Here is a 14,740-nt window from a genome sequence, read left to right on the forward strand (position 1 = left end):
CCGCGGCCTACGCCAGCGCGCCGAAGGTCGGGGAGTGGCTCTCCCGCACGGTCCGCCCGTCTCCGAGGTACATGTGCACGCCGCACGGCAGACAAGGGTCGAAGCTGCGGACCGTGCGCATGATGTCGATGCCCTTGAAGTTCTCGGGGCTGTTCTCCTCGAAGATCGGCATGCCCTGCACGGCGTCCTCGTACGGACCCGGGGTCCCGAAGTGGTCGCGCGGGCTGGCGTTCCACGGGGTCGGGGGATACGGGTGGTAGTTGGCGATCTTGCGGTCGCGGATGACGAGGTGGTGGGAGAGCACCCCGCGCACCGCCTCGTGGAAGCCGACGCCGATGGCCTCCTCGGGCACCTTGAAGTCCTCGAAGACCTTGGTGCGTCCCGCCCGCACCTCCGCCAGCGCCCGGTCCACGAAGTGCAGCGCCATGCCGGCGGCGTACGCGACGAAGTACATCCGGGCGCGGTTGCGCTCCAGGGTGTTGGGGAACGCAGGCGGCTTCCACTCCAGCCGCGTCTCGGGCGTCATCGGGGTCTTCGGCAGATCGATCTGGACGCTCCGCCCCGTTGAACGTACGTACGGGGTGCTGACCTTCCCCGCCAGCGCCGTCGCCCACAGGCGGGCGATGGGGCCGCCTCCGGTGTCGAGGGCCAGGTGGTCGCCCGTCCGCTTGTCGTACCAGCGGGGGCTCATCACCCAGCTGTACTTGCCGCCGTCCAGGTCGCGCTTCTGCGGCTGCGGCAGGGTCGTCTGGTTCCAGGGGTGGCGCCGGTCGACGGGATTGCCCAGCGGGTCGCGCTCGACGTATGTCTCCTCGGAGACCCAGTCCTCGTAGTAGCTGCTGCCCAGCAGGATGCGCATGCCCAGGTTGATGTCGACGAGGTCGGTCGTCACGAGCTTGTTGTCGACGATGATGCCGGGGGTGACGAACATGGCGTTCCCCCACGTGTTCATCGTCCGGTAGTCGTAGTCGACGACTTCGGGGTCCTGGAAGCAGCCCCAGCAGGCGAGCAGCGTGCGCCGGCGGCCGACCTCTTCGTACCCGGGCAGCGCCTCGTAGAAGAAGTCGAAGACGTCGTCGTTCATGGCGACGGCGCGCTTGACGAAGTCCATGCAGCGCATGAGCCGCACGAGATAGTCGGTGAAGAGCTGAGGTGTGGCGACCGTGCCGACGCCGCCCGGGTAGAGCGTGGAGGGGTGGACGTGGCGGCCCTCCATGAGACAGCACATCTCGCGGGTCAGCCGGCTCATCACCAGCGCCTGCTTGTACGTCTCGCCCTCGAAGGGGTTGAAGGAGCGCATGATGTCGGCGATGGTGCGGTGGCCGTGCGTCCCGGCGCCGGGAGCGGGGGTGCGTTCGGCGCGTTCGAGCACACCGGGGTTGGTCTCTCTGACCATGCGTTCGCAGTAGTCGACGAAGACCATGTTGTCCTGGAAGATCGTGTGGTCGAACATGAACTCGGCCGCCTCGCCGAGGTTGATGATCCAGTCGGCGAGCGGCGGCGGCTTCACTCCGTACGCCATGTTCTGCGCGTACACGGAACAAGTGGCGTGGTTGTCGCCGCAGATGCCGCAGATGCGGCTGGTGATGAAGTGCGAGTCCCGCGGGTCCTTGCCCTTCATGAAGACGCTGTAGCCACGGAAGATGGACGAGGTGCTGCGGCACTCCGCCACCTCACGGCCCGGGAAGTTGATCTTCGTGTAGATGCCGAGATTGCCCACGATCCGGGTGATGGGATCGAAGGCCACCTCGGTCAGTTCACGTTCCCCGGTGCCGGATGCCTTCGACGTCTGCTGGGCGGTCGCCACTTCTCGTTCCTCTCACGGGTGCTTCGCTGATTACTTGCGGCCGGTCCAGCGGGGCTGGTAGCCGGAGGTGAGGGCGGGCTCGTCGTGCCGCCACTTGGGTTCGCGGTTCGCCGAGCGGTTCGTGATCGACCGCATGCTGCGGATGAACGGCCCGTAGAGGCTCATCAGCGACGAGGAGAGCGAGGCACCGGGAGGTTCGTCCATGAACGGCATGAACTTGTCGGGGAAACCCGGCATGGTGCAGCCGATGCAGATGCCGCCCACGTTGGGACAGCCGCCGACTCCGTCCATCCAGCCGCGCTTCGTGACGTTGCAATTCACGACCGGGCCCCAACAGCCGATCTTCACCTGGCACTTGGGCGAGTTGTAGTCCTTTGCGAAGTCCCCCTGCTCGTAGTACGCGGCACGGTCGCAGCCCTCATGGACGGTCTTGCCGAACAGCCAGGTGGGCCGGAGGTTCTCATCGAGCGGGATGGTCGGAGCGAGCCCGGCCGCCTGATGCAGGACCCACAGCAGGGTCTCCATGAAGTTGTCCGGCTGTACGGGGCAGCCCGGCACGTTGACGATCGGCAGCCCGGCCTTGGAGCGGTAGTCCCAGCCGAGGTAGTCGGCCAGTCCCATGCAGCCGGTCGGATTGCCCGCCATGGCGTGGATGCCGCCGTACGTGGCGCAGGTGCCGATGGCGACGACCGCCCAGGCCTGCGGGGCCAGCCGGTCGAGCCAGGTGTTGAGAGTGATCGGCTCGCCGGTGTCCGGGTCGTTGCCCATGGACGTCCAGTAGCCGTCGCCGTTGATGTTCTCGTTCGGGATGGAGCCCTCGACGACGAGGATGAAGGGCCCGAGTTCGCCGCGGGCCCCTTTGCGGAAGGCGGTCAGAAAGTCCTCGCCGGTCTCGTAGGCCAGCACCTTGTTGTGCAGATGGACCTTGGGGAGACCGGGGACGGCGCCCAGCACCACGTCCTCAAGGCTGGGGAGCGAGGCCGCTGTCACCGAGACCGTGTCGCCGTCGCAGCTCATGCCCTCCGAGGTCCACAGGATATGGATCTCGTCGATTGCGGTCGCCGCCGCCGGTGCCGTTGCCGTCTTTGCCGCCTCGCCGCCCATGGGACCGATCCCTTCGCACCGTCGTCGACCGCCCGTACCGCTGTCAGAGCAACACAGTTCAAAAATCTGACATATAGGTAGATACGCCACAACGTAAGCGCGCCGGAGCAGGTGAGCCGAACGGACCACCTTGCCCCCGGAGGGCGGCGTGTCAGGGGGGCCGCCTACGGGGGCGGGCCTGTAATGAACCGCGAAGCGGAGGGATGAGATGCACGAGATGTCCATCGCTGTGGCGATGGTGGAGCAGGTGACGGAGGCCCCCGCTGCGGACGGCTGCCGGACGGTGTCCGCCGTACGGCTGCGGCTCGGCGAACTGGCCGGTGTGGTGGCCGGTTCACTGCGCTTCTGCTTCTCACTCGCGTGCGCCGGGACCGTGCTGGAAGGCGCCGAACTCCTCATCGAGCACGTACCGGGCCGTGCCCGCTGCGCACCCTGCGGAGCCGAATGGGCAACCGGCATGCCCCCGCAGCTGTGCTGCCCGCAGTGCGAAGGCGGCAAGGCCGAGCTGGTGTCGGGGCGCGAACTGCAGATCACCGGCCTCCGCCACGCGGGCGGCGCCCGCGATGACGGCGCCGCCCACCACGCATCCGTACAGGTCAAGGAGAGCTGAGACGCATGTGCCGAGTCGTCGATCTGCAGCAGGCGGTGCTCGTGAAGAACGACGAGCGCGCCGGTTCACTGCGCGCGGAACTGGCCGCCCGCGGAACCACCGTCGTCAACCTCCTCTCCAGCCCCGGCAGCGGGAAGACGGCGCTGCTCGAAGCCGAACTCGCGCTGGCCGCTTCGCGGGGTGTGCCCGTGGCGGCGCTGACTGCGGACCTGGCGACCGAGCACGACGCGGAGCGCCTCGCCCGCGCAGGTGTTCCCGTGAAGCAGGTGCTCACGGACGGGCTGTGCCACCTGGAGGCCGGCATGCTCAGCGCGCAGCTGGAGGGCTGGCTGCCCGGGGGCACGCGGCTGCTGTTCGTGGAGAACGTCGGCAATCTGGTCTGCCCCGCCTCCTACGACCTGGGGGAATCCCTGCGTGTCGTGCTCGCCTCGGTGACGGAGGGGGAGGACAAGCCGCTGAAGTACCCCACGGCGTTCGGGCTGGCGCAGCTCGTGATCGTCACCAAGGACGACATCGCCGAGGCGGCCGGCTTCGACGAGGAGGCGTTCCGGGCCAACGTCCGCCAGGTCAACCCCGGTGTCGACGTGGTGCTCACTTCGGCGCGCAGAGGCACCGGCACGGGTCTGCTGCTGGAGCGTGCGCTGGCCGTCGCCGACGGGGGCGAGGTGCACCGGCCCGTGATGGCCCGCGCCGGAACCGGTTCCGGATCCTGCGGTGGCAGCGCGTACGGGCACACGCACACGCACCTGAACACCCGCCCGGACGCCGGGGCGCACACGCACCCGCACACCCACGCCGCCGGCGTGCCGGCCCGCAGCCACTCGTGAACCCGCAGTACGGCACCGCCACAGCGGCACGCAACGGCACGGAGCGCACCCAGCTGGCGCAGCGCCGCAAGGTCACCGTGCGGGGAGTCGTCCAGGGCGTCGGCTTCCGGCCCTTCGTGTACGCGCTCGCCGGTGAACTCGGGCTCTCCGGGCATGTCGCCAACACCGGGGACGGCGTCGTCGCCGAGGTCGAGGGCGGGCCGGACGCGCTCGCGGCCTTCTGCGGGCGTATCACCACGGACGCTCCGCCGCTGGCCGTCGTCCAGTCGGTGACGCACGAGCCGATGGCCACCGCCGGCGGCCGCGGATTCACCATCGCGGAGTCGCGGGGCCGCGGCGGGACCGCCCGCACTCTCGTCGCACCGGACACCGCGACCTGCGCGGACTGCCTCGCGGAGCTGAGCGACCCGGCCGACCGGCGCTACCGGCACCCCTTCATCACGTGCACGCACTGCGGTCCGCGCTTCACGATCGTCACCGGGCTCCCGTACGACCGCTCGCACACCACCATGGACGGCTTCCCGATGTGCGAGCGGTGCGCGCACGAGTACCGCGACCCCGGCGACCGCCGCTTCCACGCGCAGCCCGTCTCGTGCCACGACTGCGGCCCGCGGCTGAGGCTGCACGTACCGGCCCGTGCGGGGGGTGCCGACGGCGGGCGGGGCGGTGAACCGGTCGCCGCCGCACGGCAGTTGCTCGCCGAGGGGGCGATCGTGGCCGTGAAGGGGATCGGCGGCTACCACCTCGCCTGTGACGCCTCGAACGCCGGTGCCGTCAGCCTGCTGCGGCGGCGGAAAGCCCGCGGTGACAAGCCGTTCGCGCTCATGGCGCGGGACCTGGAGGACGCCGCGCGGCTGGTGCAGCTCGACGCCGTCGCACGTGAACTGCTCAGCGGCGGACGCCGGCCGATCGTGCTGCTGCGCCGGCGTACGTACGGCACGTACGGCGTGGCAGGCGCGGAGACCTCGGAGACCGCGGGGCAGCCGCTGGCGGTGGCGGACGAAGTGGCGCCGCGCAGCGCCGACTTGGGGATCATGCTGCCGTACGCGCCCCTGCACCATCTGCTCCTCGGGCTTCCCGGCGACCCTCCCGGACCGCGGCTGCTGGTGATGACGAGCGGCAACTTCGGCGGCGAGCCCATCGTCACCTCCGACGAGGAGGCGCTGGAGCGGCTCGCCCCGCTCGCCGACGCCTGGCTGACGCACGACCGGCCGATCCATGTGCCTTGCGACGACTCCGTCGTGCGGGTCACGGACGGGGAGCAGCTGCCGGTGCGCCGCTCACGCGGGTACGCGCCCTTCCCCGTCAATCTGCCGGCGCCGGTGACGGCGGCGCTCGCCGTCGGCGGCGACCTGAAGAACACCTTCTGCATGGGCGAGGGCCATCACGCGTGGCTGTCCGCGCACATCGGCGACATGGACGATCTGGCCACGCTCAACGCCTTCGACGGCGCGGAACGGCAGTTGGAGGCGATCACCGGAGTACGTCCCGCGCTGCTCGCCGCGGACCGGCACCCCGGATACCGGTCCGCGGGCTGGGCCGAGCGGCACGCGGAAGGACGGCCCGTACACCGCGTGCAGCACCACCACGCCCACATCGCCTCCGTCATGGCCGAACACGGCCTGGACGGCAGTGCCCCCGTCATCGGCGTCGCCTTCGACGGCACCGGATACGGGGACGACGCGACCGTGTGGGGCGGCGAGTTCCTCCTCGCCGACTACGACGGCTACCGGCGGCTGGCCCATCTGAGCCCGGTGCCGCTTCCGGGCGGCGACGCGGCGGTCAGGCGCCCCTACCGGATGGCGCTCGCCCACCTCTATGCGGCGGGTCTGCCCTGGGACGCGGACCTGCCCTGCACCGCCGCCTGCCCGGAGGACGAACTGAAGGCGCTCTCCGTCCAGTTGGAGCGGAAGCTGGGCTGTGTGCCCACCTCCAGCATGGGGCGGCTCTTCGACGCCGCGGCCTCGCTCGCGGGGGTGTGCCACCACGCCGGCTACGAGGCGCAGGCCGCCATGGAGTTCGAGGCCGCGGCGGCCGCGCACGGGGACGAACCGGGCCGCCGCGACTGGGCGTTCACGCTTCGCACGACGGCTGCGGAGACCCTCACCTGCGATCCGGCACCGGTGCTGGCGGGCATCGTCGCGGACGTGCGATCCGGTGTGGCCGCCGGGTCCACCGCCGCGCGCTTCCACCGGTCGGTCGCCGCGCTCGTACTGCGGGTCTGCCGTACCGCGCGGGAGCGGCACCGGCTGGGGACGGTCGCGCTCAGCGGCGGCGTCTTCGCCAACTCGCTGCTGTCCGCGGCGTGTGCGCGCCTGCTGAGCGAGGACGGGTTCACCGTGCTCCGGCACCGGCTCGTGCCGCCCAACGACGGAGGCCTCGCCCTGGGTCAGTTGATGATCGCGGCCCGCGCCGAGGCCACGGGACCGCCGCGTACACGGGCCGTTCGCTGAGACGGCACCGCTGACGTCCCGGAGGCCCGGAGGGCTCCCGGCCACCCGAAGAGCAAGGAGAAAACACCATGTGCCTGGCGGTACCCGGCAAGGTGCTGGAGATCAAGGAGCGGGACGGCACCCGCATGGCCACCGTCGACTTCGGCGGCGTGGAGAAGGAGGTGTGCTGCGAGTACCTGCCGGACCTGCAGGCCGGCGAGTACACGATCGTCCACGTCGGCTTCGCGCTGCAGCGGCTGGACGAGGAGTCGGCGCGGCAGACGCTCGCGCTGTTCGAGGAACTCGGGTTGCTGGAGGAGGAGTTCGGCGACCCCTGGGAGCTTGCTGCACAGGAGGCGGCGAAATGAAGTACATCGACGAATTCCAGGACCCCGCTCTCGCGCGCAAGCTCTTGGACGACATCCACGCCACCGTCACCCGGCCCTGGGCCCTGATGGAGGTCTGCGGCGGCCAGACGCACTCCATCATCCGGCACGGCATCGACCAACTTCTGCCGGAACAGGTGGAGTTGATTCACGGCCCGGGCTGCCCGGTGTGTGTGACGCCGCTGGAGGTCATCGACAAGGCCCTGGAGATCGCCTCCCGGCCGGAGGTGATCTTCTGCAGCTACGGCGACATGCTGCGCGTGCCCGGCACGGACCGCGACCTGTTCCAGGTCCGCGGCGAGGGCGGCGACGTCCGGGTCGTCTACTCACCGCTGGACGCGCTGCGCATCGCGCAGCAGAACCCCGGCCGTGAAGTCGTCTTCTTCGGCATCGGTTTCGAGACGACCGCGCCACCCAACGCGATGACGGTTCATCAGGCCCGCAGGCTGGGCATCCGCAACTTCAGCCTGCTCGTCTCGCACGTACGCGTACCCCCGGCCATCGAGGCGATCATGCAGTCGGAGTCGTGCCGGGTGCAGGGCTTCCTCGCCGCGGGACACGTGTGCAGCGTGATGGGCACCGGTGAATACCCGGCGCTGGCCGAGCGGTTCGGGGTGCCGATCGTGGTGACCGGCTTCGAGCCGCTCGACGTGCTGGAGGGCGTACGCCGCACCGTGCGGCAACTGGAGCGCGGCGAGCACACCGTCGACAACGCGTACGCCCGTGTGGTGCCGCCGGAGGGCAACCCGGCGGCGAAGGCGATGCTCGCGGACATCTTCGAGGTCGCCGACCGAGCCTGGCGGGGCATCGGCGTGATCCCGGACAGCGGATGGCGACTCGCCTCCCGCTACCGGGAGTTCGACGCCGAGCACCGCTTCTCGGTGGCCGGCATCGACACCCGGGAGCCCGAGGAGTGCCGCAGCGGCGAGGTACTGCAGGGGCTTCTCAAGCCACACGAGTGCGAGGCGTTCGGCACCATGTGCACCCCTCGTACGCCGCTCGGCGCCACGATGGTCTCCAGCGAGGGTGCCTGCGCCGCGTACTACCTCTACCGCCGCCTGGAGAGCATGAGCGCGGCCACCAAGTCGTCTGCGAACGAGACCGCCGGGCCGCCCGCGGTGGGCGGCCCCCGTACGCCGGAGGGCACGGGCACCGCGTCCGCGTCGACTTCGCTGGAGGGAAGCCCCGTTGTCTGAGACCACCGGCCTCGCCGACCCGAACACCGACCCGACCATGGGCCCGACTGCCGGAGCCGCCGGGCCGGCCGCGCCCGACTTCTCCGGCTGGACCTGCCCCGCGCCGCTGCGCGACCAGCCGCGGGTGGTGATGGGCCACGGCGGCGGGGGAGCGCTCTCCTCCGAACTCGTCGAGCACATCTTCGCGCCCGCCTTCGGGGGCGATCTGCTCGCTGGCCTCGCCGACTCCGCGGCTCTCACGCTGGGCGGCACGCGGCTGGCCTTCTCCACCGACTCGTTCGTCGTACGGCCGCTGTTCTTCCCCGGCGGCAGCATCGGCGACCTCGCCGTGAACGGCACCGTCAACGACCTGGCCATGAGCGGCGCGCGTGCCGCCTATCTCTCCTGCGGTTTCATCCTGGAGGAGGGCGTCGAGGTGCCGCTGGTCTCACGGGTCGCCGAGGCGCTCGGTGCCGCGGCCCGCGCCGCGGGCGTGGAGGTCGCCACCGGCGACACGAAGGTGGTCGAGGCCGGACGCGGCGACGGCATCTACCTCAACACCGCGGGCATCGGACTCATCCCGGAGGGAGTGGACATCCGCCCGCAGCGGGCGGAACCGGGTGACGTCGTCATCGTCAGCGGGGAGATCGGCGTGCACGGCGTCGCCGTCATGAGCGTGCGCGACGGGCTGGAGTTCGGCGTGGAGGTCGAGAGCGACTGCGCCGCGCTCGGCGGTCTCGTCGAGGCGATGCTCGCCGTCACGCCGGACCTGCATGTGCTGCGCGACCCGACACGGGGCGGGCTCGCGGCGGCGCTCAACGAGATCGCGGTCGCGGCGAGAGCCGGCGTGGTCCTGGAGGAGAAGGCAGTGCCGGTCCCGCCGCCGGTGGCCAACGCGTGCGCTGTGCTGGGACTCGATCCGATGTACGTCGCGAACGAGGGCAAGCTCGTCGCCTTCGTTCCCCGGGAGCACGCGGAGGCGGTGCTGGCCGCCATGCGGGAGCACCCGCTGGGTGCACGGGCCGCGGTGATCGGCGAATGCGTCGAGGCGCACCCCGGCATGGTCGTCGCCCGCACCGGACTGGGCGGCACACGTGTGGTGGACCTCCCGGTGGGGGAGCAGCTTCCGCGTATCTGCTGAACCGGCGGTGCCGGCACCGGGGGAGGCCGAGGGGCGGCGACGTCACGCGGACCGCAGGCCGTGTTCGGCCAGCGGCCCCACCGTCAGCCCCTCGGCCCGGCACCGCATCACCAGGTGCGGCAGCGCGTCCAGGGCGGAGTGCCATGCGTGGGGGGCGCATGCGTGGTCGCTGTCGTGCAGCAGTACGGTCGCGCCGCCGCCCATCCGTCCGGCCAGCTCCGCGAGGACGCTGTCCGCGTCGGCCGTCGCCGTCCAGTCCCGGCCCCACGCCGTCCACAGCACGGGCTGCAGGTCCAGCCGCCGGGCCGCGGCCAGCCGGGTCGCGGTGAGAACGCCGTAGGGGGGCCGGTACCAGCGGGGGCGCGCACCGGCCGCGCGGTGCACGGAGTGTGTCGCCCGGGCCAGATCGCGTACGTCCCGGCGCGGTCTCGGATGCCAGAACCGCTCGTGCTGCCAGCCGTGCACCGCCAGTTCGTGGCCTTCCGCCACGATGCGCCCGCCGAGCTGCGGATACCGCTCCAGCCGGCTGCCGAGTACGAAGAAGGTGGCCCGGGCGCCGAGGCGTTCGAGTTCCTCCAGGAAATACGGAGTGCTGACCGGGTCGGGCCCGTCGTCGAAGGTCAGCGCCACATGGCCGGGGTTGCCGCGGCCGTCCAGAGCGGGGCTCACCACCCTGCGTACAGCCGGCAGCCAGCTCGCGGCCGGTCCCAGATGCCAGCCCGCTGTCACGAGCGCGGCGGCTCCCGCCCACAGCGCACCGTCGCGGGCTGCGCGGAGGGCGCCGGACGACCGCCGGGAACCGGCGCTCACCACACTTGTCCCTGCTGATCGCCCGAGACCTCCGGTGTCCTCGCCAGCTGAAGGCTGCCCAGACCGACCAGGGCCAGCGCCCCCAGCTCCGGAATGATCAGCAGTCCGACCCGGAGATGCTCGTCGAAGAGCACCGCGCCCAGCACGACGCTCATGAGCGAGTCGCCCAGGGTGAGGGCCGGCTGGGAGGCGACCAGGGTTCCCGCGCGCAGCGTCATCTGCAGCAGCAGGAAGCTGGCCAGTCCGACCACGGCCACGCCGTAGGTCTGCCACGCCGTCAGCAGCGCCACCAGCCCGTCCGACAGCCGGGCGACCGCGTCCTTCATCAGCGCCGCCGTACCGGAGAACCCGAAGGCCGTCGCCGTACCGAGCACCGTCGCACGCGGCGACGACGGCAGCCTGGCGGCGAGCACGATCAGCCCGATCACGACGACGAGCACGACCGCCCCGACCGTCACCCACCGTCCGACGGGCACCCGCGTCGTGCCCACCGAGGGATGCACGAGGACGAGGAAGATCGCGAGCCCCGACACCATCGAGAGAAACGCCCACCAGGCGCGGGCGTCCGGACGGCGGTGGAAGAAGATGCTGCCCACGACCAGCGTGAACAGCAGCTCTGTCGCCATGACCGGCTGCACCACGGCGAGCGGCCCCGTGGCGAGGGCGCCCGCCTGGAAGATCCCCGAGAAGACGAGCATCGCCGAACCCCACATCCACACCGGCCGGTGCAGGAGATGGGTGAGCCAGGAGAAGCGCCTGCCGCTGGAGGTGACCCGTTCCGTGGCCGCCGCACGCCGCTGCAGTACGGACGCCGCAGCGTTCGCCAGGGCCGCCAGCAGCGCGAGGAAGACACTTACCGCCAGAAGCAACACGTCGTACCGACTCCTAGCCGAAGCGCTGGGCGAGTGAGCGGAAGACACCCGGCGCGACGCCGTGCAGCCGCGCCGGGAGGCCGAGCCAGCCGGGCACGTACGCGTCGGGTCTTCCGTGCACCAGGGATCTGCGTACGGCCTCCGCGACCAGCGACGGAGGCACCGGCCGGGGCCTTGTGCGGTGGTACGGGGCGCCACGGCGGCCGAAGAAGGGGGTGTCCACGGCGCCCGGCATCACCACGGAGACGCGAACACCGGTGGAGGACAGCTCGTAGCGCAGGCTGTCGGCGAACGCGATCAGACCGCCCTTCGTCGCGGAGTAGACCGCCTCGTCGCGCACGCCCACGCTGCCCGCCATGGAACCGATGAGCACGATGCGGCCCCTGCGACGGGCGACCATCCCCGGCAGCAGCAGCCGCACCAGGTGCATGACGGCGGAGAGGTTGACCGCCAGCAGCCGGTCGATGGACTCGACCGGCTGTGCCGTGAAGGGTCCGGCCCAGCCGATGCCCGCCCCGGCGACCAGCGCGTCGACCCGGCCGCCGTGCGCAAGTGCCTCGCGGGCGAGCCGGGCGCGGGCCTGCGGATCGGTGACGTCGGCAGGCAGAGCGGTGCCCCGGGTGCGTACGGCGACGTCGCCGAGGCGCTCCTCGTCACGTCCGTTGAGCAGCAGGCGCCAGCTGCCTTCCGTTGCGAGCTGCTCGGCGACCGCCGTGCCGATGCCCGAAGAGGCACCGGTGATGAGCGCCACCGGCCGCTGCGTGCCGCGCGCTGCGAGCCGCCCAGAACCCTCGAACATGACACCCTCCGGGTGATCAGGAGCAGGACTCCCAGAATGCTGGCTATCGGCCGGAGCCGCCTGTGGGGGGTCGTTCGTACAGCAGCCCGAATCACTCGATCGGGCCCGGTTCGGCCGGCCGGTAACGCGGCACCCAGTCACCCGTACGGGCGCTGTGCCGTCGGGTCCGGCGCCGACCATCGGACCTGGTGGGGCACTGTGCGGCAACGGTTTCTGCTGCTGAGCGCGAGCATGGGCGCGGGTCACGACGCCGTCGCCGGCGAGCTCGCCGAGCGGCTCCGGGCACGTGGCCACTCGGCCCGGATCCAGGATGTCCTGACACTGCTCCCGACGGGGGTGGGGCCCGCGCTGCGGGCGGGGTACAAGGGCGCGGTCCGGCACGTGCCGCAGCTGTACGCGTGGATCTACGCCGCGTTCCTCGCGCCGGGGCCGTACGGGCCGGACGGACCCGGCGGACTGGACGGGGCGGACGGAGCTGACGGAGCTGACGGAGCGGCCCGTCCGGACGGCGCCACGGTGCCGAGGCCGGGCAGCGCGCCCCTCGCGGCGCTCGCGGAACGCCCCCTGATGGACGTCGTGGAGGCCTGGCAACCCGATGCCGTGATCTCCACCTTCCATCTGTCAGCCCAGGTGACGGGCAGGCTGCGCAAGCGCCGTGTGCTGCAGATCCCGAGCGTGGTGACGGTCGTCGACTTCGCCGTGCACCGCGGATGGCTCCACCCGGGCAACGACGTGTACCTGTGCGTGACCGGGGCGGCCGCCCGTACGGCGGCGGCGGTCACCGGCAGGCCGGCGGAGGCGACCGGGCCCGTGGTCCCGGAGGCATTCGCCGCGGGGCGGGAGTCCGCGCCCGGGTACTGGCGTGGCGAGTTCGGCCGGCTGGCTCCCGGTCGCCCGGTGGTCCTGCTCTCCGCCGGGGCGTGGGGTGTCGGGTCGGGACTGCCGGGCACGGCACGGGAGTTGGCAGCCCACGGGTTCTGCCCCGTACTGCTGTGCGGCCGGGACGAGCGGCTGCGGCGCCGGGCTGCCGCACTGCCGGGGACGCTCGCGCTGGGCTGGGTCGAGGACATGGCGGACCTGATGGCGTCTGCGGACGCGCTCGTCGACAACGCCGCGGGGCAGACGGCCGCGCAGGCGCTCGCCGCCGCGGTTCCGGTGATCGGATACCGGCCGCTTCCCGGGCACGGCACGGAGGGCGTACGGGCGATGGCCGCGGCCGGACTGTCCGGACTCGCCCGCGAACGGGGGGAGTTGGCGGAAGCGCTGGAGACCGCCGTACGGCCCGGGCCGGTACGCGAACAGCGCATCGGCGAGGGCCTCGCGCTCTTCCGCACCGACGCGGCGCAGCGGATCGCGGAGCTGACCCTGGCCGGAGTACGGGCGGTCTGAAGGGATCTGGGCCGATCCAGGTGCGGCGGCGCGCGCGGACAGGTGCGGCTGCGCGCGGGTCGGTCGGGCCGGGAAGCCGTCCGGACCTCCCGTCAGCTCGCCGCGCCGTCCTCGTCGGCGATCTCCGCCACCCATCCGTAGGGGAGTTCCTCGCCGTCGACGGTGATCGCTTCGACGGTACGGGTCCGCGGGTCGATGTCCGCCTCGACACCTTCGCCCGCGTAGCGCGGATAGCCGGAGGCACCGAGCGCGCCGGTCGCCCGTACGTTGATCGCGCGCAGCACGGGGCCGTGCTCGGGGTGGCCCTCGAAGTCGGCCGTCTGCGGCTGCAGAAGGATGTCGAAGTGAGACTCACCGGATCCCATGTGCCGACGCTAAGCCCGTGGCAGGCGGCCCGCCTCCCGGGCGGCCCGCGCCGCAGCCCGGGCGGGTCACGCCGGGTGCGGGCGGCACCGGGCCGCTTCCGCCGCGTCGGCCGCCGTAGTCTCTGCCGTCACCTGCCAGGTCACCCGGCGTCTGGAGCGGCCGTGCGCATCCTCGTCCTCAATCCGGACACCACCGCTTCCATGACCGCCACGATCAGGACGCTCGCGGAGGAGAGCGCCCGCCGGGCACGGAGATCGTCGCGGCCGGACCGCTGTGGGGGCCGGAGTCGATCGAAGGGCACTTCGAAGGGCAACTGAGCGCCGCCGCCGTGCTCGACCGGCTCGCCACCTGGGACGGGGAGCCCTTCGACGCCCTGGTCATGGCCGGCTTCGGCGAACCGGGGCGGGAGGCCGCGCAGGAACTCCTCGACGTACCAGTCCTCGACATCACCGAGTGCGCCGCACAGGCGGCGATGATGCTCGGGCACTCCTACGCCGTCGTCACCACCCTCGACCGGGCCGTGCCGCAGATCCAGGACCGGCTGCTGACGGCGGGGCTGCTGCAGCGCTGCGCGTCCGTACGAGGCACGGGCCTGGGCGTACTGGAACTGGAGGAGGACGAGGAGCGGACCGTGACGGAGATCCTCAGCCAGGCGCGTACGGCCGTCGAGGAGGACCACGCTGAGGTGATCTGCCTGGGCTGCGACGGAATGGCCGGGCTGCGGGAGCGGGTCGAGGCCGAACTCGCGGTGCCCGTCGTGGACGGTGTCGCCGCCGCCGTGGCCTTCGCGGAGGCGGTCGTGGGGCTCGGCCTCTCCACCAGCAAGGTGCGCAGCTTCGCTCCTCCGCGGCCCAAGACCATCAGTTCATGGCCGCTGAGCAGGTACCTTCCGCGTCCTGATTGATCTGACGGCAATCGCGTCGCAACGATGTCGCCACAGGCCCCGGGGACCGTATGGTGCGGCCGGACCCCGGACGGCCGGAATTCTCTTTCCGTCCTCCGGAGTGCCTGTTCGACGGAAG

The 14,740-nt window shown here is 71.7% G+C and carries 13 protein-coding genes and 1 pseudogene; 8 read left to right on the top strand and 6 right to left on the bottom strand.

Annotated elements, in window-relative coordinates:
• Nucleotides 1-7: 7 nt before the first annotated feature.
• The gene (locus ACSMXX_RS27510; protein WP_473185010.1) at nucleotides 8-1,747 is read right to left on the bottom strand and encodes a nickel-dependent hydrogenase large subunit; all 1,740 of its coding nucleotides are present in this window, start codon (nucleotides 1,745-1,747) and stop codon (nucleotides 8-10) included.
• 90 nt (nucleotides 1,748-1,837) lie between these two features.
• Nucleotides 1,838-2,911 carry an NADH-quinone oxidoreductase subunit B family protein gene (locus ACSMXX_RS27515; protein ID WP_473181361.1) on the bottom strand — a complete coding sequence of 358 codons (1,074 nt, stop codon included), beginning with the start codon at nucleotides 2,909-2,911 and terminating at the stop codon, nucleotides 1,838-1,840.
• A 208-nt stretch (nucleotides 2,912-3,119) separates the two neighbouring features.
• Between ACSMXX_RS27515 and ACSMXX_RS27520 the strand changes: the two genes are divergently transcribed.
• The 6 genes from ACSMXX_RS27520 (at nucleotide 3,120) to hypE (ending at nucleotide 9,482) form a co-directional block, all read left to right on the top strand.
• Nucleotides 3,120-3,521, top strand: coding sequence for a hydrogenase maturation nickel metallochaperone HypA/HybF (locus ACSMXX_RS27520; RefSeq protein ID WP_473181362.1), 402 nt, complete (start codon nucleotides 3,120-3,122; stop codon nucleotides 3,519-3,521).
• 5 nt (nucleotides 3,522-3,526) lie between these two features.
• The gene (gene hypB, locus ACSMXX_RS27525) at nucleotides 3,527-4,348 is read left to right on the top strand and encodes a hydrogenase nickel incorporation protein HypB (RefSeq protein ID WP_473181363.1); all 822 of its coding nucleotides are present in this window, start codon (nucleotides 3,527-3,529) and stop codon (nucleotides 4,346-4,348) included.
• Complete coding sequence (gene hypF / locus ACSMXX_RS27530) at nucleotides 4,345-6,801, top strand: carbamoyltransferase HypF (protein ID WP_473181364.1); 2,457 nt, start codon at nucleotides 4,345-4,347, stop codon at nucleotides 6,799-6,801. Before hypB ends, hypF begins: the two co-directional genes overlap by 4 nt.
• A 68-nt stretch (nucleotides 6,802-6,869) precedes the next feature.
• Nucleotides 6,870-7,148, top strand: a complete 279-nt coding sequence (locus ACSMXX_RS27535; RefSeq protein ID WP_473181365.1) for a HypC/HybG/HupF family hydrogenase formation chaperone — start codon at nucleotides 6,870-6,872, stop codon at nucleotides 7,146-7,148.
• On the top strand, nucleotides 7,145-8,362 hold the full coding sequence (gene hypD, locus ACSMXX_RS27540) for a hydrogenase formation protein HypD (RefSeq protein WP_473181366.1): 1,218 nt from the start codon (nucleotides 7,145-7,147) through the stop codon (nucleotides 8,360-8,362). The genes ACSMXX_RS27535 and hypD overlap by 4 nt, the downstream gene beginning before the upstream one ends.
• A 37-nt stretch (nucleotides 8,363-8,399) precedes the next feature.
• On the top strand, nucleotides 8,400-9,482 hold the full coding sequence (gene hypE / locus ACSMXX_RS27545; protein WP_473185011.1) for a hydrogenase expression/formation protein HypE: 1,083 nt from the start codon (nucleotides 8,400-8,402) through the stop codon (nucleotides 9,480-9,482).
• A 42-nt stretch (nucleotides 9,483-9,524) separates the two neighbouring features.
• Here the strand turns inward: hypE and ACSMXX_RS27550 are convergent, their stop codons facing one another.
• Genes ACSMXX_RS27550 through ACSMXX_RS27560 form a run of 3 tightly spaced genes read right to left on the bottom strand, consistent with a single transcriptional unit; the run spans nucleotide 9,525 to nucleotide 11,963 of the window.
• Entirely contained in the window at nucleotides 9,525-10,292 is a 768-nt protein-coding gene (locus ACSMXX_RS27550) for a polysaccharide deacetylase family protein (RefSeq protein WP_473181367.1), read from the bottom strand.
• Entirely contained in the window at nucleotides 10,289-11,164 is an 876-nt protein-coding gene (locus ACSMXX_RS27555) for a DMT family transporter (RefSeq protein WP_473181368.1), read from the bottom strand. The genes ACSMXX_RS27550 and ACSMXX_RS27555 overlap by 4 nt, the downstream gene beginning before the upstream one ends.
• A 13-nt stretch (nucleotides 11,165-11,177) precedes the next feature.
• Nucleotides 11,178-11,963, bottom strand: coding sequence for an SDR family NAD(P)-dependent oxidoreductase (locus tag ACSMXX_RS27560; RefSeq protein WP_473181369.1), 786 nt, complete (start codon nucleotides 11,961-11,963; stop codon nucleotides 11,178-11,180).
• 198 nt (nucleotides 11,964-12,161) lie between these two features.
• Here ACSMXX_RS27560 and ACSMXX_RS27565 point away from each other — a divergent pair, with 198 nt between their 5' ends.
• Nucleotides 12,162-13,352, top strand: a complete 1,191-nt coding sequence (locus ACSMXX_RS27565; protein WP_473181370.1) for an MGDG synthase family glycosyltransferase — start codon at nucleotides 12,162-12,164, stop codon at nucleotides 13,350-13,352.
• Nucleotides 13,353-13,444: 92 nt separating this feature from the next.
• Here the strand turns inward: ACSMXX_RS27565 and ACSMXX_RS27570 are convergent, their stop codons facing one another.
• A complete protein-coding gene (locus ACSMXX_RS27570; RefSeq protein ID WP_473181371.1) occupies nucleotides 13,445-13,717 on the bottom strand; it encodes a hypothetical protein in 273 nt (90 codons plus the stop codon).
• Nucleotides 13,718-13,879: 162 nt separating this feature from the next.
• On the opposite strand from ACSMXX_RS27570, the pseudogene ACSMXX_RS27575 reads away from it, so the two are divergent.
• Nucleotides 13,880-14,622: pseudogene (locus ACSMXX_RS27575) on the top strand (aspartate/glutamate racemase family protein).
• Nucleotides 14,623-14,740: the final 118 nt, after the last annotated feature.

It is taken from the genome of Streptomyces sp. DSM 116795 (assembly GCF_055792905.1).

What these genes read in the sequence shown, in the direction of transcription:
- ACSMXX_RS27560 (WP_473181369.1), bottom strand. Translation starts at nt 11,963, where the DNA reads ATGTTCGAGGGTTCTGGGCGGCTCGCAGCGCGCGGCACGCAGCGGCCG.
- hypE (WP_473185011.1), top strand. Translation starts at nt 8,400, where the DNA reads ATGGGCCCGACTGCCGGAGCCGCCGGGCCGGCCGCGCCCGACTTCTCC.
- ACSMXX_RS27515 (WP_473181361.1), bottom strand. Translation starts at nt 2,911, where the DNA reads ATGGGCGGCGAGGCGGCAAAGACGGCAACGGCACCGGCGGCGGCGACC.
- ACSMXX_RS27570 (WP_473181371.1), bottom strand. Translation starts at nt 13,717, where the DNA reads ATGGGATCCGGTGAGTCTCACTTCGACATCCTTCTGCAGCCGCAGACG.
- hypB (WP_473181363.1), top strand. Translation starts at nt 3,527, where the DNA reads ATGTGCCGAGTCGTCGATCTGCAGCAGGCGGTGCTCGTGAAGAACGAC.
- hypD (WP_473181366.1), top strand. Translation starts at nt 7,145, where the DNA reads ATGAAGTACATCGACGAATTCCAGGACCCCGCTCTCGCGCGCAAGCTC.
- ACSMXX_RS27520 (WP_473181362.1), top strand. Translation starts at nt 3,120, where the DNA reads ATGCACGAGATGTCCATCGCTGTGGCGATGGTGGAGCAGGTGACGGAG.
- ACSMXX_RS27535 (WP_473181365.1), top strand. Translation starts at nt 6,870, where the DNA reads ATGTGCCTGGCGGTACCCGGCAAGGTGCTGGAGATCAAGGAGCGGGAC.